The organism is Pseudoalteromonas sp. T1lg76 (genome assembly GCF_002964725.1).
Lineage (GTDB): Bacteria > Pseudomonadota > Gammaproteobacteria > Enterobacterales > Alteromonadaceae > Pseudoalteromonas.
This window is the reverse complement of sequence record NZ_PQCE01000012.1, coordinates 1-17,006: the sequence shown is the minus strand read 5'-3', so window position 1 is coordinate 17,006 and position 17,006 is coordinate 1. Positions and strand designations below refer to the sequence as shown.

The window sequence follows — 17,006 nt, the reverse complement described above, 5'->3', positions numbered from 1 at the left end:
TTGACTTTGGGCGCCACCTGCTCCAGTTTTAAAAGTATAAAAAAATAATAAATTGGGTTCCTATGCGCGCTTCCTATGTGAGTTATCAATTGCTTCGCTCATTGGTGTTATTCCTTGAGAGTAAGGGCTTAAGTCGTACTGCCTGTCTCACTCAGCTTGGGTGTAGCGAACAGGAACTACACGCGCACAACAGCGCCTTTAGCCTCAACCACTATCAGCGGCTGATGCGCTGGGCCCATAAACAATTAAATTGCCCCTACATAGGCTTGTCTTTTGGCGCCCAATTCGATCTCGATCGCTGGGGCGTGCTGGGTCATTTAGCCAGCGTGAGTCCGGATTTACGCCGCGTTATCGACTATGGCCGCCGCTTTCATCCCCTGGTTCGGCACACCCAAAGTCTCACCCTACATCAGCAGCCCAAGACTCTGACTTTAGACCTCGGACCAACTCAAGACGGCTGCTACTATGTAATTGATGAACTCTTTGCCAGCTGGCTTAGTTTTGCCCGCACCTATATGGTCGATGCCGAAACCCTGGCGCCGTTGCAAATTCAGCTAATGCGTGCCGCTCCTCAGGATCTCAAAGAGCGCCGTATCTACGACAATCTCTTTCGCTGTCCGCTGCAGTTTGAGGCACCCAGCAACACACTCAGCATACCCAGGGAGCTGATTAACCGACCACTCAAACAGCCGGATAAAACCTTGGAGCAAGTCTTACTGCATCAGGCGCAACAACAGCTAAATAGTCATTACAGTTTGAGCGATGCGGTTAAATTGCATATCAATGCCCACCTGCCGGAGATCATGCGCATAGAGCAACTGGCCGCCCTTTTTGGCCTACCGGCACGCTCCCTGCAACGACAATTGGCCCGGCAAGATACCAGCTACGCCAAATTGCTTGATGAGTGCCGCCAGCACCTGGCCTTACAACTGTTCGAGTCCGGCTACAGCGCCCTTGAGGTAACTAATAAACTGGGGTTTTCCGAGCAAAGTGCGCTGCAACGGGCATTTAAACGCTGGTTTTACCTCTCCCCTAAACGTTTTTTTTTACATCAACACACCCTTGAAATAAACTCAGATGGCCCAATATCAAGGCGAATTAAAAAATCAGCACCCGGCTGAAGGCTCGCCTGAAGGCAAGAGCCGCAGCCAAGGCAAGGTACTAAAATAAAAAGTGTTTGCTAAGGGGGTGGTATTTTGCTATTTATAGCCGCCGGTATTTACCGGGGACTTGGTATTAAGGATTTAGGAGATAGTTATGCCAGAGCAGCGTAAATTAGGTTTGATCGCTCAGGCGGGTTTAGAGCCGTATCAGGAACAGCCAGGCGAAGAGTACATGAATGAAAAGCAACGTGCTCACTTTCGCAAAATTCTGGAAACGTGGCGTAACGATCTAAGAAATGAAGTTGATCGCACTAAAACGCACATGCAAGATGAAGCTGCGAACTTCCCTGATCCGGTCGACCGTGCAGCCCAAGAAGAAGAGTTCTCATTAGAGCTGCGTACTCGTGACCGCGAGCGTAAACTGATTAAGAAAATCGAAAAAACCCTAAACCTGATCGACGAAGACGATTTTGGTTATTGTGAATCGTGCGGTATCGAAATCGGTATCCGCCGTCTTGAAGCACGCCCTACGGCCGACCTGTGTGTTGACTGTAAAGCATTGGCGGAAATCAAAGAGAAACAATCGGGTCGCGGTTAATACACCATGACCCATTTGGATGGGGATCAGGGCGCCACAGCCTATGTCGGCCGCTTTGCCCCTTCCCCTTCAGGCCCACTGCATTTTGGTTCATTGGTTGCCGCCCTCGGCAGCTACCTTGACGCACACGCGCATCAAGGACAGTGGCTGGTTCGTATTGAAGATATAGACACCCCCCGTGTGCGCCCCGGCGCCGACAGCGATATTCTCCACACCTTAGAAGCCTATGGCCTGCACTGGCATGGCGAAGTGATCTGGCAAAGCCAACGATTAAAACGTTATGCCGAGGTAAGCGAGCAGCTGACACAACAAGGCCTGGTCTATGCGTGCCAATGCACTCGCAAAGAAATTAAAGCCTTGGGTGGCATCTATAACGGCCATTGCCGCAACTTAGCATTAAGTGGTGAGCACCTGGCGCTGCGCCTCAAGCAAGAGCAGCCCATGTATCATTATCTGGATGCACTGCAAGGTCGGGTTGATATTGCCGCCGCTGAGGCCGAAGAAGACTACATAATTAAACGCCGCGATGGCTTGTTCGCCTATCAACTCGTGGTGGTCATCGATGATATCGACCAGGGCATAACCCATGTGGTGCGCGGCGCCGACCTGCTTATTCCCACGGCCCGACAAATCGGCTTGTTTCAGCAGTTAGGGCACAAAGCGCCAGAGTATCTGCATCTGCCACTGGCGGTGGCCAGCCCGGGCTTTAAACTGTCAAAACAAAACTACGCCCCGGCCATAGACAAGCAGAACCCGCAACCCGCCTTGGTAGATGCGCTGCACTTTCTTGGCTTTGCGCCGCCACCGGAATTGCTCAGCTACCCGGTTGCCGATATTCTTGATTGGGCGCATCAAGCATATCAACGCCAGGCCTTGCGCCGCGCTCTGGAAGTCCAAGTCAGCGAAGATGCCAACGGCAAGACCCTAATTCAGCAGCTATAACCAGTGCCATGGGCTTGGCGCTGCGATTTTTATCCGCGCTCGCTTAATTTTTCTGCCGTGCTGGTATATTATAAGCCACTTTCACAATCGCCATAACTGTAGCCTAGGAGAGCGATTATCATTTCTAAACTGTTTCAGCTATGCCGGCAGGTGTTGTCAGCTAAAGACGCAAGTGATGCCGAGCATGGGCAAATCACCACCTTAAACGAGCCGGTGATCATTCCTCGAAGTGAGCACGGAATTTCCCGTAGCCAGTTTAGCCCCAACGCCCTGAAGGTGTTGTACCGCCTAAAAGACGGCGGTTATGAGGCGTATCTGGTTGGTGGCTGTGTGCGCGATCTCCTGTTAGGCCTACAACCGAAAGACTTCGACGTGGTCACTAATGCCACTCCGGAGCAGGTCAAAAAACTGTTCCGCAACTGTCGCTTAATCGGCCGTCGTTTTCGTCTGGCTCATATCGTTTTTGGTCGCGAAGTTATCGAAGTAGCCACCATGCGTGGCCACCACGGTGGGGACGGCGGCGGTAAAAACAATATCAGCCACGCCTCGGAACATGGTCAGTTATTGCGCGACAATGTTTATGGCACCATAGATGAAGACGCAGAACGCCGCGACTTCACCATTAATGCGCTCTATTACTCGATTAAAGATTTTTGCATTTACGATTATGCCAATGGCGTTAAAGCCATTAAAAATCGTCGCATTGAGCTAATTGGTGATCCGGAAACCCGCTACCGCGAAGACCCAGTGCGTATGCTGCGCGCCATCCGCTTTGCGACCAAGCTGGATATGTCTATTTCCCCAGCCACGGCCAAGCCAATCAAGGAACTGGCGGACTTGCTTTCCAATATTCCGCCGGCACGTTTGTTCGAAGAATGCTTAAAGCTGTTTTTGAGCGGCAAGGCCGAGGCCAACTTTAAGGCCCTGCGTGAATTTGGTTTGTTTAAACATCTGTTCCCGGCTTTGGATAAGATCCTTGATGCCAATCCGGACTCGATGCAAGAACGCTTTATTACCCAGATGTTTATCAATACCGATGCGCGCATCAATAATGATAAGAAGGTCACCCCGGCGTTTATCTTTGCCGCCCTGTTATGGTTCCCGCTGCTGCAACGTTGTCAGGAACTGATGCAGCGTGAACAACTGCCTCATTTCGATGCCTTGGCGGCGGCCATGAATCAGGTATTAAGCGAAAGCGCCCAACAGGTTGCGGTGCCAAAACGCTTTACCCTGGGTGCCCGCGATATCTGGCATATTCAACATCGCTTTGATAAGCGTGGCGGCCAACGTGCCTATCGCTTAAGCCAGCAGCCGCGCTTTAAGGCCGCCTATGACTTTATGCTCTTGTTGGTCGACAGCGGTCAGGACGACTTAAAAGAACTCTGTGACTGGTGGACCGCCTACCTGAACGCCGACGTGAACGGCCAGAAGATGATGGTCAAGTCACTCGGTGGCACCACCCGAGGCAGCGGTCGCCCCCGTCGACGTCGCAGTGGCGGCTCAAAGCGCAAAGGCGATAAGGCCGCGGGCGAGTCATCATGAGTTATCACACCGTGTACCTGGGGCTGGGAGCCAATCTCAACGATCCCATCACGCAGTTGCAACAGGCGGTCGATGCCTTAACGCAGCTGCCCGGCACCCGGGCGCACCGCTGCTCGGCATTTTATGCCAGCAAGCCCATGGGCCCGCAAGACCAGCCCGATTATGTGAATGCGGTGATGGAGCTGCAATGTGAGCTCGCCCCGCATGAACTGCTCGACGCCACTCAGGCCATTGAATTAAACCTCGGCCGCGTTCGTAAGGCCGAGCGCTGGGGGCCACGCACCCTGGACATAGATATACTGCTGTTCGGCGACCAAAGCATAGACGATGAACGTTTAACCGTGCCCCATTACGGCATGAAGGTACGTGAATTTGTACTCTACCCCCTGTGTGAACTGGCGCCGGAACTCGAGTTGCCCGATGGCAGCTCGGTACGCAGCCTGACAACACAAGTGCCTCGCAATGGCCTAGAACAACTCCAATAAGGAAAGCTAATGGCGAAGATCTCTGTATCCACCTTGCTCAAAAAGAAGCAAGCCGGTGAAAAAATCACTTCTTTAACCGCCTATGACGCCAGTTTTGCCAAGCTGTTTGCCGACAATGGCGTTGATGCCGTGCTGGTAGGCGACTCTCTGGGCATGGTACTGCAAGGCGGCGATGACACTCTGGCGGTCAGCATTGATGATATTGCCTATCACACCAAGTGCGTGCGCGCCGGCAGCCGAGAGCTTTTCGTTATTGCCGACATGCCCTTTATGACCTACAACAATGTCGAGCAGAGCTGTGCCAACGCTGCCGCGCTAATGCGTGCCGGTGCCAACATGGTAAAACTCGAAGGCGGTCAGTGGCTGCACGACAGCATTCGCGCCCTGACTCAACAAGGTGTGCCTGTTTGTGGTCACCTCGGCTTAACGCCGCAGTCAGTGCATGTTTTTGGCGGCTTTAAAATTCAGGGGCGCGATAAAGAGCAGGCCGATAAAATGATTGCCGACGCCCGGGCTCTCGAAGCCGCAGGCGCTCAGCTGCTGGTACTTGAGTGTATTCCCAGCGTACTTGCCAAAGCCATTACCGAAGCGGTCAGCATTCCGACTATCGGCATAGGTGCAGGTAAAGACACGGATGGTCAGATTTTAGTAATGCATGATCTTGTGGGTATTTCTGCCGGTTATATCCCCAAGTTCTCAAAAAACTTCCTGGCGGAAACCGGCAATATGCCGGCGGCGGTGAAGAAGTATTGTGACGATGTAAAAAGTGGCGCCTTCCCAGGGCCTGACCACGAGTTCAATTAAGCGAAATTAGTGCATGCAAACAACCAGCGAAATCCGTTCTCTTCGTAGTCAGGTAAAGGCCTGGCGCCAGGCGGGGCTAAGCGTCGCCTTTGTACCGACCATGGGCAACCTTCATGAAGGCCATTTTTCCTTGGTCGATAAAGCCAAGACCCTGGCCGACAAGGTGGTGGTCAGCATCTTTGTTAACCCCATGCAATTTGGTGCCAATGAAGACCTGGATGCCTATCCGCGTACCCTACAGCAAGACCAACAGGGCCTTAGCGAGCGCGGTGCCGACTATCTGTTTACGCCCACGGTAGAGACCATCTACCCCAATGGCTTGGGCAGCCAAAGCTATGTCGATGTCCCCGAAGTATCCATGGGTTACTGTGGCGGTTCGCGCCCAGGCCACTTCCGCGGTGTAGCCACAGTGGTGACCAAGTTGTTTAACCTGGTACAACCGGATTTTGCCTGTTTTGGCGAGAAAGACTTTCAACAGTTGCAAGTGATCAAAACCATGGTGCGCGACCTTTCCATGCCCGTGGAAGTGGTGGGTGTACCAACCAAGCGTGACGTCAGCGGCCTGGCCCTAAGCTCGCGTAATGGTTATCTGAGCGACGAGCAAAAGCAGCAGGCTACAGTACTGTTTTCAACCCTGAACTGGGTCAAGGAGCAGATCGAGGACGGCATTAAAGACTTTGCCGATCTGGAGCAGCGCGCCAAGGAGCGTATCGCTGGCACAGGCCTGGTTGTTGATTACTTCAATATTGCCGAGCGCAATACCTTGCGTCGCGCCGAGCAGCAGGACGGTGAGCTGGTTATTTTAGCCGCCGCTTTTGTTGGTAAAGTAAGACTTATCGACAATTTGCCGCTAGACTGCAAGTAGAATAGAAGAATAAACAAGGTGATAGGATGAACAAAGCGATAACTTCTGCGGCTTTTGCGGGCGCACTAATGCTGGTACTGGGTGGCTGTCAAAACGGTGTTAACAACCCTGAGCTCAATCAATGTGCGCAACAAAACTTCCAATGTGAGAACAGCTGTAATAACAGCAGCATAGATGAAAGCATGACCAATCAGGTTTGTGTGGCACAGTGCCAGGAAATGTATAACCGCTGTAAGGAGCAGGCCGAGAAGCTCGGCGACGTGAAGTAACTCTATCCCTTGATACGGCATCCATTGGATGCCGTTTTTCGTTTTAAGGCAGTTGCAAGGCCTGCTTTAGCTCGGCAATTTGCTGTTCGCTGTATGGCTGACTCGGATGCAGTCCCCACACCGGCTTAGGCCAGGCGATATCACCGCGATAACGGGCAATATGATGAATATGCAACTGTGGCACCATGTTGCCCAGCGCCGCTATATTGAGTTTGTCCGGGTTAAACACCGACTTTAGCAACTGACTCAACCGCGCCGACTCCTGCATCAGCATAAGCTGCTCCTGCTCCGTTAGGTCGATGATCTCCGTCACCCCTTCTTTGCGCGGCACCAGGATAAACCAGGGATACTGACTGTCATTCATCAGCAACAGCTTACACAAAGGCCAGTCGGCCAGTTCAATACAGTCTTTTTGTAATTCGGGCGCCAAAGAAAACATATCTACTCCTCTTGATATAGCCATCGGCTGCGTTTGGTGGCAATAAGTTGCGCTGCCCAGGGTGCATGAGTACCATCGGGCATAGGATTACAACAATAAGGTTTACCCGTGTCTAAAACAACCAAATACTTATCTCTGGCGCTAGCCAGTGGCTTGGCGTGCAGTGCCGCCAGCGCCAAAGAGCTTAGCCTGGAGCGTATCTTCGACGACCCTAACCTTGCCGGCACGGCGCCAGTGCAATTAAAGTTTTCTCCCGATGGCAGCCGCGTGACCTATTTGCAGGGCAAAAAAGACGACTACAACCGCTACGATTTATGGGAATACAACCTCAAAGACAACAGCAATCGCCTGTTAGTTGATTCCCAGGCGCTGTTCTCCGGCCCGGAAACCCTGTCCGATGAAGAAAAGGCGCGCCGTGAGCGCCAGCGTATTTTTGGCCGCGGTATTTTAGAATACACCTGGTCGAAAGACGGCCAGGCGCTGTTATTCCCGCTCAATGGCGATCTTTACTACTACCAGTTGGCCACAGGCAAAAGCCGTAAGCTGACCGATACCGAAGCCTTTGAAACCGATGCCCGCTTCTCACCCAAGGGCAATTATGTGTCCTTTATTCGTGAGCAAAACCTATATGCTCTGGCACTGGACAGTGGCAAAGAAGTCCAGCTAACCAAGGACGGCGGCGGCGTAATCAAAAACGGCATGGCCGAGTTTGTGGCGCAGGAAGAAATGAGCCGCATGACAGGCTACTGGTGGGCCGGTGATGAAAGCAAGATTGCCTTTACCCGCATCGATGAAACGCCAGTTGCCGAGGCGATCCGCAACGAAATCTATGCCGAAGAAGTAAAGCTGTTCAATCAGCGCTACCCCTTTACCGGCACCGACAATGTTGAAATTGAGCTGGGTGTTGTCAGCCTTAACGACCAGCAAATCGACTGGGTTGACCTGGGTGAAGAAAAAGACATCTATATTGCCCGTGCCGACTGGTTAAAAGACAGCAAGACCCTGGCCTATCAGTGGCAAGACCGTGCTCAGCACAACCTGGAACTGCGTTTTTATAACAGCGAAACGAAAACACAAAAAGTAGCGCTAAAAGAAACCAGCGAGACCTGGATCAACCTGCACTTCGACCTTAAGTTCTTAAAAGACAAGCAACACTTTGTCTGGGCCTCGGAGCGCGACGGCTTTAAGCACCTGTATCTGTACAAAAACGATGGCACCTTGGTACGCCAGATCACTTCGGGTGAGTGGATTGTTGAAGCCATTAAAGGCATCGACGAGAAAAAGGGCCTGATTTACTTTGCCGGTCGCAAAGACACCCCACTTGAAAGCCACCTCTACAGCACGCCGCTGTTTGAGCAAGGCGAGATCAGCCGGATCACCGAAAGCGGTGAATACCACAATGTGGTGATGGCAGACGATCAGCAAACCTTTATCGACAGCGCTTCTGCGGTGAATCGCCCTCCTTATGTGGCGCTGCGCAAAGCCAATGGCGACTTTATTACCTGGCTGGAGCAAAACGAGCTAAACAAGACGCACCCGCTTACGCCTTATCTGAGCGACCTGGTGGAGCCGGAATACGGCACCATTGAGGCGGAAGATGGGCAAATTATGCACTATCGTCTGTTCAAGCCACGCAAGTTGAACAAAAAGCAAAAGCACCCTGTGATGGTGAATGTTTACGGCGGCCCACATGCCCAGCGCGTGACCAACAGCTGGCGCAGCAAGAACCTGTATTTCCAATACATGGTGCAACAGGGTTATGTGGTCTTCCAGCTTGATAACCGTGGCTCGTATAACCGCGGCAAACGCTTTGAAGATGTGATCTACAAACACCTGGGTGAGGCCGAAGTGCGTGACCAGATCAAGGGCGTCGAATTCTTACGTACCCTGGATTACGTCGACCCGGAACGTATCGGTATTTATGGCCATAGCTACGGCGGCTATATGGCGCTGATGACCATGTTTAAAGCCGGTGACTACTTCAAGGCCGGTGTTTCCGGTGCACCTGTGACCGACTGGGCCCTGTACGACACTCACTACACGGAGCGCTACCTGAGCCACCCGAAAACCAATGCCAAGGGTTATGAGCAAAGCGCGGTGTTCCCTTATGTGGATGATCTCAAAGGCCCGCTGATGATTTATCACGGTATGGCCGATGACAACGTGTTGTTCACTCATGCCACCAAGCTGTTTAAACAGTTGCAGGATAAGGCCCTGCCGTTTGAAATGATGACCTACCCGGGCTCAAAACACAGCTTGCGCGGTAAAAAGGTGCAAACTCACCTGCATCAAACCATTACCGACTTCTTCAACCGTCACTTCGACATGGAAGAAAAATAATCGAGTTTAAACGTAAAAAGGCTGGGAATTCCCAGCCTTTTTTATGTCTGTAGGTCGGAGTGAACCCCGACAATAGAGCGTCATTCTTTCTTTGTCGGCGCAGAGCACCGACCTACAAGCTTGCAAGGCTAAAGCCTCGCCCACAGCACCGACTCACAACCTCATCTTAAAAACGTCACGGGCGAAACAAGTGCTAGGCAAAAATTGCCGAAAAGCCGCAGTTTACATCTGGTAAATGAGGACTTTGAGGCAATTTTTAACACCGCAATTGTGAGCCAAGTAGTTTTTAACCGCTATTAACGGCAATAACGTGCGAACAGGGCTGCCACGGTCGGTGCCGTCGGCTTACCATGCTGCCAGTCGCCGCCTTCAACGCCACTGCCAGCAATATCCATATGCACATAAGGCAATGGCTGATCGCTATCCAGGCCGTGCTTATCCAAGCCCGACACTATGGCGAGGAAAGCCATAGGGAACTGGTGACCACGAGCGGTAACCGCCGACGGTGCATTGTTGCTGGAAAGCAGATCGTCGGCCTGAGTGCGCGGCTGCACAAAGTCATAGTCTTCACGACGCGAACGAGACACCTCGGCACAATCGGCCCATAAATCGCCATGCTCAACCAGCTGCTGCGATACCTTGGCGGCGCGTGCCGGACCATTTTCAACATAGGCGCTGTAAGGACCTACCGCACGGGCGGCATGACCGGTTAGCGTAGCCACGGTGAAAATCTCCGGATTCACTTCGTTTTTCGCCAGGTCTTTGGCTTCGCTTAACAGATCACCCATGGCCAGACGCCCTTCGGCATCCGTGTTACCTATGCGTACACGTACGCCTTCACGGCCGGTGATGATCTCATCGGGAACGAAACAATCAGAGCCGATGGAGTTACGCACCACGGCTAGGTAAGCTATAACCTTAACGCCTTTAGGCTGCGCTTCGGCCACCGCCTTCATAAAACCGGCTACCGATGCGGCACCGCCCTTATCACGGCTCATGCCGGCCATAAAACCGCCCACCTTCAGATCGGCACCACCTGTGTCATACACCAGGCCTTTACCCACGAAGATAAGGGTACGTTCAACGTCGCCCTCGGGCACATAGGCCAGTTTCACCACGCGCGGATGATGGCGCTCGACCGCGTAAGAGGCGCGGGCTACCGTGCTCAGCAGCGGGTAATCCTTGTCTATAGTGGCGATATCGCTGATCACCTCGGTGGTTACCTTAGTATTTTTAAATAGCTCCACACAGTAATCGGCAAAACGTGGTGGTGCCATGCGCTCAGGCTCGGTACCGCACAGGTCACGAGCAGCATACTGACCGGCGGCAATGGCATTCATCTGCTTCAGCTGCTCGTCATCGGCGCCAACAACGCCTATGGCTTGAATTGGAGAGATGGCTTCGCCGTGATACTCACGCGCTTCAAGAGGCTGCCATAGCGCCTGATTAGCACCCAAAAAGGCCACTTCGCTGGCAAACTCATACCCAGCTAGCTCGCTGATACCAGACACATACAAGGCAGGCTTTGCGGCACCGGCCTGCTTCGCCAGCTCAATACCGGCCTTGGCGGCGGCAAATACGCGGCGAACATCATCATAGTCACGAGTCAAAGGCCCGGTCGGAGCAATAATAAGACGCTGGCCCGGTGCCGCTTCAGATACCAAAAGCGTACATTGCTTACCAATGCGGCTGTCTACGGCACTACTTTGACGCACTTGGTCAAGGTAAGGCTGAGGTACTGAGTCCAGATTGGCACTGATAATGATAAGCGCATCGAACTGGCCTTGGGCGTTTGCGGCATCAAGACCGGCGCAGGCGATAGCGTGGGCATAAGACATAAAAAAAGGTCCTAAATTTAAACAAAGGACCTTTATTATCGGTGATTTAGCGCCCCTTTACTACCGAGTGCAAGGCTTAGCAGCTCGGCCTGTAAAGGAGCTTGGCAAGCTTAGCTTACGACGAGGCTTTATTTGCCCGTTCATCGCGCCTGTGGGTGACTATGACCGACCAGGCTTCAAGCATAACCAGCACACTGACCACCAGCACTATGGCATCCAGGCTGACCAGCAGCCAGTTGCCCTGCTCATAGTATTCGACCAGTTTAATCAAGCCGGCAAAGAAGGCCATGGTGAGTACGAAGACCATGGGGATCAGGGTATAAATGGCTGGGCGTCCCGCCTTGATCAGCATCACAGAAATCACCAACAGAGTAAGGCTGGCAAGGATCTGGTTGGTTGAACCAAACAAGGGCCAGATGATCATGCCACCGCTGCCCGATGAACCACCGGCGCCAAAGGCCAGCAGCAAACAGCAAGCCACGGCGACCAAGGTGGCAATAATGCCGTTTTTCAGCAGACCAAGGTTATAAATTTCGCCCCACTCCTGAATAATGTAGCGTTGCAGACGCACCCCAGAGTCCATGGTGGTACCGGCAAAGAGCACCACCATCACAGCCAACAGGGTCGAGGCCACCTCGGTGGAGATACCCCAGCCGCTTTCGATTAGATTGGCACCGCCGGTAATAAAGGCGTTCACGCTGCCAGCCCCGAGGTGACTGTAGATCTCATGCCATTCCTCGGGCGACACCGCCAAGGCTACGCCACTGACCGCAACTAAGGTGATCAGCGCCAAACAGCCCTCGCCCACGGCGCCGAGATAACCAACAAAGCGACCATCGGTTTCCTTATCCAGTTGTTTAGAGCTGGTTCCCGAGGAGACGATGCCGTGGAAGCCAGACACGGCACCACAGGCTATGGTTACAAATAACAACGGAATAATACTCGGGGTATCGACCGCGGTTTGGGTGTTAAAGGCCGGCGCCGTGATATCCGGCATGGAAACAAACACCGCACCGTAAAGCAGCACCAGACCTACCAGCAATTGCATGCCGTTGATAAAGTCGCGCGGTTGCAGCAACACCCACACCGGCAGCAAAGAAGCAATGGCGGCATAGATAAAGAGAATGATGATCCAGTTGGCCTTATCGGCCAGACCAAACATTTCCGTAGGCAGCGCCAGTGGCATAGAGCTGCCCATATAGATGGTGGCATAAAGCACCCCCACACCTATGGCGCACAGGGGAATAAGCGGCACCTTACGGTGCAGCAGCTGACCTATGATCAGCGCCACAACTATGGCCGACCAGGCCGGGAACACAGCGTTAGGTTGTGCCACAAAAGAGTTGGCGATCACCACTCCAAATACCGCATTCACCATCAGCAGCACCAGGAACACCACTATCATAAATAATGAGCGGGTACGCTTACCGATCACCGACTCCGACAGCGCGCCCATGGACTTACCCTTATGGCGGGCACTGGCCCACAGGGCGCCCATATCATGTACCCCGGCGAAGAAGATGGTACCAAATACCACCCAGAGCACCGCCGGCACCCAACCCCAGTACACGGCGATGGCCGGACCCACTATGGGCGCCGCCCCGGCTACCGAGGTAAAATGGTGCCCCCAAAGCACCACCTTGTTGGTGGGCACATAATCTACACCGTCCTCTAGCTCGTGAGCTGGCGTTACAAACCTGTCATCCATGCGAAATATTTTTTCAGCGATAAACTTGGAATACACCAGCCAGCCAAATAACATGCCGACGATGCCAAGCAAGACAATAACAACCGATTGCATAGTCTTCTCTCTTTGTTTTTGTAGTCATTAAGTATTGCAACGCACGAGCGCGTTTACGCAAAAGCCCAGATTCACCTTATCAGCATAGTGTAAAAATTCACTGGTGCTTTAGTCTAAGATGCTCAGCTGCTGCACATCGGCTTGCTCGCTGTCTATGCCCACGCCTAATCCCAGCAGCCTCACCTCTGGCGTTACGCCCCTTTCATAGGCCTTGGCCAGCAAGGCATTGAATACCTCGAGACTCAGGCTGCGACCGCTCTGATCCGCCGTGGTGACATGAAAGTCGGCGAACTTCACCTTAACCGAAAGTTTATTGATGCGCTGGTGTAGCTGCTGCCTGTCCAATCGCATGATGAGTTCTTCGAGCAAGGCAGGCAGGGCTTGCTGGCACTGGGCCAAGGTTGTTTTGTTGTATTCGTAAGTGTGTTCCACGCTGAGGGATTTACGCACCCGCTCGGTGCTCACTGCGCCGATGACCTGACCGGCGCATTTTTGATATAAGGAAGCACCGAAATTCCCCAGGTGTTGCTGCATCCAGGTCATGCCCTTATCCAGCACATCCTGACCTTTAAACAACCCCTGGGCGTGCAGTTTTTCTATGGTGACCTTGCCCACTCCGGGGATTTTTTTAAGGTCTAGCGCCGCTAAAAACGCCGGCACCTGATCCGGGGTGATCACACATTGGCCATTGGGTTTGTTTTCGTCGCTGGCAATTTTGGCAATAAACTTGATGGGTGCTATGCCCGCAGATGCCGTCAGCCCGGTTTCGGCCTGAATTTCCCGCCTGATTCGTTCGGCAATCAAGGTGGCACTGCCCTGGCAAGCCTGAGCGTCGGTGACATCGAGATAAGCCTCGTCCAACGACAGGGGCTCAATCAGCTCGGTATAACGGCGAAAAATCGTGCGAATCTGCTGCGACACCTCTTTGTACACCTGCATGCGCCCGGGCACTATTACCAGCTCAGGGCAAAGCTGCTTGGCATGATAGTTGGACATGGCCGAACGCACCCCGTATTGGCGGGCGATATAATTGGCGGTGGACAGCACCCCACGACGACTCTTGCCACCAATAGCCAAAGGCACTGTGGCAAGCTTAGGGTTATCGCGCATTTCCACTGCAGCATAAAAGCAATCCATATCGATATGGATAAATTTCTTCATGACCATAAGAGAAGAAGATTGTTTTGCCTATCTTCGCAGATATGAAATTATAAGGCCACAAAATACTGTATAAAATACTGTATATTGATTTAAACAAGGTTGCTCAAGGGAAACTCACTAACCTGGATAGAAAAACGGTGACTTCCGGCACAACTGTTATACTTAATGCAATAGATAATAAGGGTGTGGACACGACCCTTACATTGGGTATTGTCAGCACCGCCATGGCCAATCATCTTCACGCTTTTGGAAGGAGTGGCAGCTATGTTAAAACGTGTCTTACACTGGGCTTGAGTCGCACTTCTTGTCGCCCTGCCTCTAACTGGATTTACCGCCACATCAACCTGGAAGATTGCCTCGCTGGAATGGCCTCCCTATGCCAGCGAGCATATGGACAATGGCGGCGATGCCATTGCCTCACTGCGCGACCTGCTGGCGCCTCATGATATTGCCATCGAAGTTGATTATCTGCCCTGGGAGCAGGCCCAGCTAAGGGCGGCTGCAGGCGAATACGTCGGCTATTTCCCGGCCTGGCCCTCTGAGGTACGCAGCGGTTTTATCGCTTCTGCACCGCTTGGCTTTTCTCACCTTGGCATACTCGGTAAAAGCGACAACGACCTGGATTATCGCAACCTTATCCACCTGTTTGAGCAATATAAGGTGGGGGTAGTTGCCAGCTATGTGTATCCCACCAACATACAAAATGTACTCGACGCCTACGGAGAAACCCTGCACTACGCCAGCTCGGAGCGGGAATTGGTGAATATGCTCAACAGGGGCAGCGTCGATTTAATCCTGGCAAGCCCGGAAGTTGTAGGTCACTTCTCGCCAAGCAAACGGGCAAAAAAACTCAAAATGGTCACCCAGTTTGCCGATATCCCCCTGGTGTTGGCACTTAAACAAAACGACACCAATCGCGCTCGCAAGGACTTCTTGGATGACCTGCTCCAGCGTCACCTGCATAGCAATACCGCCTTTACCCGGCCAACTCATCTGGTTGGCACCTATATCAATACCCCAGGCGTTGAGCCCTTTATCCATTTTATTGAACAGATCTACGCCGAGCTTGGCATCAGTTTAAAACTGGAGGCGGTTCCGGCTCGCCGTGGTTTGGTACTGCTCAATGCCGGACTGAGTGATCTTGATGTAGTGCGAGTAGCGGCCAACATGGCCAGGTTTAAGAATGTGCGTGTGGTTGAGCCCACGCTGGCACTTGGAGAGCACATTTTGTTGTGTGACAAGGCGGTCCCTTGTAATTTGGCGGCCTTGAGTAAGCCGAGCAACAAAATACTGGTGACTCGGGGAGCCTTAGAGTCCCTGACCAACTTTGATATCAAGGCCAAGCTGATGTTTAACGAAAAGCTCAGGCGTACGCCCGAATTGTTAAAACGCTATGAATTTGAATATGCGATATTTTCTACTGTGTTTGGTGATGGCCAGCAATACGCGAATGACTTTAATATTTTGCCGTTGCGGCGGTTTCGCCTTAATCATGTGGTTAATCGCCGGCTCGACCCGCTGGTCCCCGAGCTACAAAGAACGATTCAGGCCAAGTTAGACGACTTTACCCCAAACAGTGTGCATTAAGACTTGTTTTGCTTTTTCTTGGTGCGTTTAAACAGGCCTAACCAAAATGCGCCTTCTAAAAATGCGCCGACGATCAATAAGGCCAACACTCCTTTTTCGGCGCCTATGGCATAACAAATCAGTGCCAGCGGCAAGGCCCATAGCCAAAGGTATTTACGTACACTCATCGCCCAATCCCTATCTAGTTGATGGCCTTAGGCTATCTAACTTAGCGATATTGAACAAGAATTGTGCAACATAAAAGTGTAAGCATGTATTACCAGGAGAGGTTGCTGAGGTATCCTGATGTTGGCATGGGCCTCACCGTTAACAACCAGCTCCCCTTCTAGTCACTACCACTGGCTGCAGACAGCTCCTGCCGCAACCGGGACACGGTAAGCTCCGGGTCTTGTTGCCAACGGTGTAACATATAACTGAAGGTCCAGATATCCCGGTCTAATGCCGCCGCTGGCAGCAGGAGATGGTATCCGGTCAATAGCTTTAGGTTGTTCATCCTATTCGCAAACATGGCCAATAACCCAGTATATTTGCAGCCAGCCTCGCTCACATAGTCGGTGTCTTCCACCAGCCAGTGCGGTGGACATTCCTTGCCATCCTGGCAATAAGCCTTGATCGCCTGCATCAAAAAGTGGCGCTGCTCTACCAGCAAACGCCCGGCCAGGCGCGGCGACAATCGCTGTAAGAATTTGTCTTCATCACGCAGGCAAATGCCTATCACATTAAGATCTAACACCTCGCCCTGGCGGTGTACCTGTACCACCCCGACCCGGGCCAGATTACTCACAGCCAACTGCCAGCAACCGTATTTATGGTTATAACTGAGCTTATCCTTATCGAGATAAATGCTGTAAAAGGGCTCACGTAATTTCAAAAAGCCCACCAGCACGCCGACTAAGGAGGCGCTGAGAATAAAGATCTCCGCCAGCAAGACCTCTCCGGGGCGAAACTTGATCACCGCCACCAGCACAAGTAATACACCAGCGCTGATCAGCAAGGTTTGCGCACCATAACGCGCCCCCTGGGCTCTTATCTTGGCGCCCTGATAGCCATTATTTTCCCCCCTGCGCTCACCTTGATGTTGTGGCGAAGAATTGTGCGTCATAACTCGCCCCTACTTCTATACTCTACCTTGAGTGTAGATAATACCAATTCACTTAAATAGCTAATCATTCTAGCGGGCTAAATATCGTGCTAACCGCGTTGGAATTTTTCTTTGTAGCATAACTACATAA

General features: G+C 52.4%; 16 protein-coding genes. 10 read left to right on the top strand and 6 right to left on the bottom strand.

What is annotated here, in order from left to right; all coding sequences use genetic code 11:
- The first annotated feature begins 62 nt into the window (after nt 1-62).
- From C2M35_RS05085 to C2M35_RS05050, 8 genes are all read left to right on the top strand, one after another.
- Nucleotides 63-1,121, top strand: a complete 1,059-nt coding sequence (locus C2M35_RS05085) for an AraC family transcriptional regulator (RefSeq protein ID WP_105199515.1) — start codon at nt 63-65, stop codon at nt 1,119-1,121.
- A 136-nt stretch (nt 1,122-1,257) separates the two neighbouring features.
- Nucleotides 1,258-1,701, top strand: a complete 444-nt coding sequence (gene dksA, locus C2M35_RS05080) for an RNA polymerase-binding protein DksA (RefSeq protein WP_105199514.1) — start codon at nt 1,258-1,260, stop codon at nt 1,699-1,701.
- 6 nt (nt 1,702-1,707) lie between these two features.
- Nucleotides 1,708-2,643 (top strand): tRNA glutamyl-Q(34) synthetase GluQRS, encoded by a 936-nt coding sequence (gluQRS, locus tag C2M35_RS05075; RefSeq protein WP_105264750.1) that lies wholly within the window; start codon nt 1,708-1,710, stop codon nt 2,641-2,643.
- 216 nt (nt 2,644-2,859) lie between these two features.
- On the top strand, nt 2,860-4,185 hold the full coding sequence (pcnB, locus tag C2M35_RS05070; protein WP_105199758.1) for a polynucleotide adenylyltransferase PcnB: 1,326 nt from the start codon (nt 2,860-2,862) through the stop codon (nt 4,183-4,185).
- The gene (gene folK / locus C2M35_RS05065; RefSeq protein WP_105257982.1) at nt 4,182-4,670 is read left to right on the top strand and encodes a 2-amino-4-hydroxy-6-hydroxymethyldihydropteridine diphosphokinase; all 489 of its coding nucleotides are present in this window, start codon (nt 4,182-4,184) and stop codon (nt 4,668-4,670) included. Before pcnB ends, folK begins: the two co-directional genes overlap by 4 nt.
- A gap of 9 nt (nt 4,671-4,679) precedes the next feature.
- On the top strand, nt 4,680-5,474 hold the full coding sequence (gene panB / locus C2M35_RS05060; protein WP_105264749.1) for a 3-methyl-2-oxobutanoate hydroxymethyltransferase: 795 nt from the start codon (nt 4,680-4,682) through the stop codon (nt 5,472-5,474).
- Nucleotides 5,475-5,487: 13 nt separating this feature from the next.
- Nucleotides 5,488-6,339, top strand: coding sequence for a pantoate--beta-alanine ligase (panC, locus tag C2M35_RS05055; RefSeq protein WP_105199510.1), 852 nt, complete (start codon nt 5,488-5,490; stop codon nt 6,337-6,339).
- A 26-nt stretch (nt 6,340-6,365) separates the two neighbouring features.
- A complete protein-coding gene (locus C2M35_RS05050; RefSeq protein ID WP_105199509.1) occupies nt 6,366-6,608 on the top strand; it encodes a hypothetical protein in 243 nt (80 codons plus the stop codon).
- A 43-nt stretch (nt 6,609-6,651) separates the two neighbouring features.
- Here the strand turns inward: C2M35_RS05050 and C2M35_RS05045 are convergent, their stop codons facing one another.
- The gene (locus C2M35_RS05045; RefSeq protein WP_105199508.1) at nt 6,652-7,047 is read right to left on the bottom strand and encodes an HIT domain-containing protein; all 396 of its coding nucleotides are present in this window, start codon (nt 7,045-7,047) and stop codon (nt 6,652-6,654) included.
- Nucleotides 7,048-7,155: 108 nt separating this feature from the next.
- On the opposite strand from C2M35_RS05045, the gene C2M35_RS05040 reads away from it, so the two are divergent.
- Nucleotides 7,156-9,387, top strand: a complete 2,232-nt coding sequence (locus C2M35_RS05040) for a S9 family peptidase (RefSeq protein WP_105264748.1) — start codon at nt 7,156-7,158, stop codon at nt 9,385-9,387.
- A gap of 296 nt (nt 9,388-9,683) precedes the next feature.
- Here C2M35_RS05040 and C2M35_RS05035 read toward each other — a convergent pair whose 3' ends face one another.
- From C2M35_RS05035 to dinB, 3 genes are all read right to left on the bottom strand, one after another.
- Entirely contained in the window at nt 9,684-11,225 is a 1,542-nt protein-coding gene (locus tag C2M35_RS05035) for a M17 family metallopeptidase (protein WP_105264747.1), read from the bottom strand.
- A 115-nt stretch (nt 11,226-11,340) separates the two neighbouring features.
- Nucleotides 11,341-13,026 carry a carbon starvation CstA family protein gene (locus C2M35_RS05030; RefSeq protein ID WP_105199505.1) on the bottom strand — a complete coding sequence of 562 codons (1,686 nt, stop codon included), beginning with the start codon at nt 13,024-13,026 and terminating at the stop codon, nt 11,341-11,343.
- 108 nt (nt 13,027-13,134) lie between these two features.
- Nucleotides 13,135-14,187, bottom strand: coding sequence for a DNA polymerase IV (gene dinB / locus C2M35_RS05025; RefSeq protein ID WP_105213348.1), 1,053 nt, complete (start codon nt 14,185-14,187; stop codon nt 13,135-13,137).
- A 390-nt stretch (nt 14,188-14,577) separates the two neighbouring features.
- On the opposite strand from dinB, the gene C2M35_RS05020 reads away from it, so the two are divergent.
- On the top strand, nt 14,578-15,774 hold the full coding sequence (locus C2M35_RS05020; protein ID WP_105264746.1) for a hypothetical protein: 1,197 nt from the start codon (nt 14,578-14,580) through the stop codon (nt 15,772-15,774).
- Here C2M35_RS05020 and C2M35_RS15710 read toward each other — a convergent pair.
- Nucleotides 15,771-15,941 carry a hypothetical protein gene (locus tag C2M35_RS15710; RefSeq protein WP_199774390.1) on the bottom strand — a complete coding sequence of 57 codons (171 nt, stop codon included), beginning with the start codon at nt 15,939-15,941 and terminating at the stop codon, nt 15,771-15,773. The two genes, C2M35_RS05020 and C2M35_RS15710, sit on opposite strands and share 4 nt — an antisense overlap.
- A gap of 158 nt (nt 15,942-16,099) precedes the next feature.
- On the bottom strand, nt 16,100-16,876 hold the full coding sequence (locus C2M35_RS05015) for a DUF2982 domain-containing protein (protein WP_105264745.1): 777 nt from the start codon (nt 16,874-16,876) through the stop codon (nt 16,100-16,102).
- Nucleotides 16,877-17,006 lie beyond the last annotated feature (130 nt).

Excerpts from the sequence above, each read along its gene's own strand:
- C2M35_RS05030 (WP_105199505.1), bottom strand. The coding sequence starts at position 13,026 with ATGCAATCGGTTGTTATTGTCTTGCTTGGCATCGTCGGCATGTTATTT.
- dksA (WP_105199514.1), top strand. The coding sequence starts at position 1,258 with ATGCCAGAGCAGCGTAAATTAGGTTTGATCGCTCAGGCGGGTTTAGAG.
- C2M35_RS05085 (WP_105199515.1), top strand. The coding sequence starts at position 63 with ATGCGCGCTTCCTATGTGAGTTATCAATTGCTTCGCTCATTGGTGTTA.
- gluQRS (WP_105264750.1), top strand. The coding sequence starts at position 1,708 with ATGACCCATTTGGATGGGGATCAGGGCGCCACAGCCTATGTCGGCCGC.
- panB (WP_105264749.1), top strand. The coding sequence starts at position 4,680 with ATGGCGAAGATCTCTGTATCCACCTTGCTCAAAAAGAAGCAAGCCGGT.
- C2M35_RS05045 (WP_105199508.1), bottom strand. The coding sequence starts at position 7,047 with ATGTTTTCTTTGGCGCCCGAATTACAAAAAGACTGTATTGAACTGGCC.
- dinB (WP_105213348.1), bottom strand. The coding sequence starts at position 14,187 with ATGAAGAAATTTATCCATATCGATATGGATTGCTTTTATGCTGCAGTG.
- folK (WP_105257982.1), top strand. The coding sequence starts at position 4,182 with ATGAGTTATCACACCGTGTACCTGGGGCTGGGAGCCAATCTCAACGAT.
- C2M35_RS05050 (WP_105199509.1), top strand. The coding sequence starts at position 6,366 with ATGAACAAAGCGATAACTTCTGCGGCTTTTGCGGGCGCACTAATGCTG.
- panC (WP_105199510.1), top strand. The coding sequence starts at position 5,488 with ATGCAAACAACCAGCGAAATCCGTTCTCTTCGTAGTCAGGTAAAGGCC.
- C2M35_RS05035 (WP_105264747.1), bottom strand. The coding sequence starts at position 11,225 with ATGTCTTATGCCCACGCTATCGCCTGCGCCGGTCTTGATGCCGCAAAC.
- C2M35_RS15710 (WP_199774390.1), bottom strand. The coding sequence starts at position 15,941 with ATGAGTGTACGTAAATACCTTTGGCTATGGGCCTTGCCGCTGGCACTG.
- C2M35_RS05015 (WP_105264745.1), bottom strand. The coding sequence starts at position 16,876 with ATGACGCACAATTCTTCGCCACAACATCAAGGTGAGCGCAGGGGGGAA.
- C2M35_RS05020 (WP_105264746.1), top strand. The coding sequence starts at position 14,578 with ATGGACAATGGCGGCGATGCCATTGCCTCACTGCGCGACCTGCTGGCG.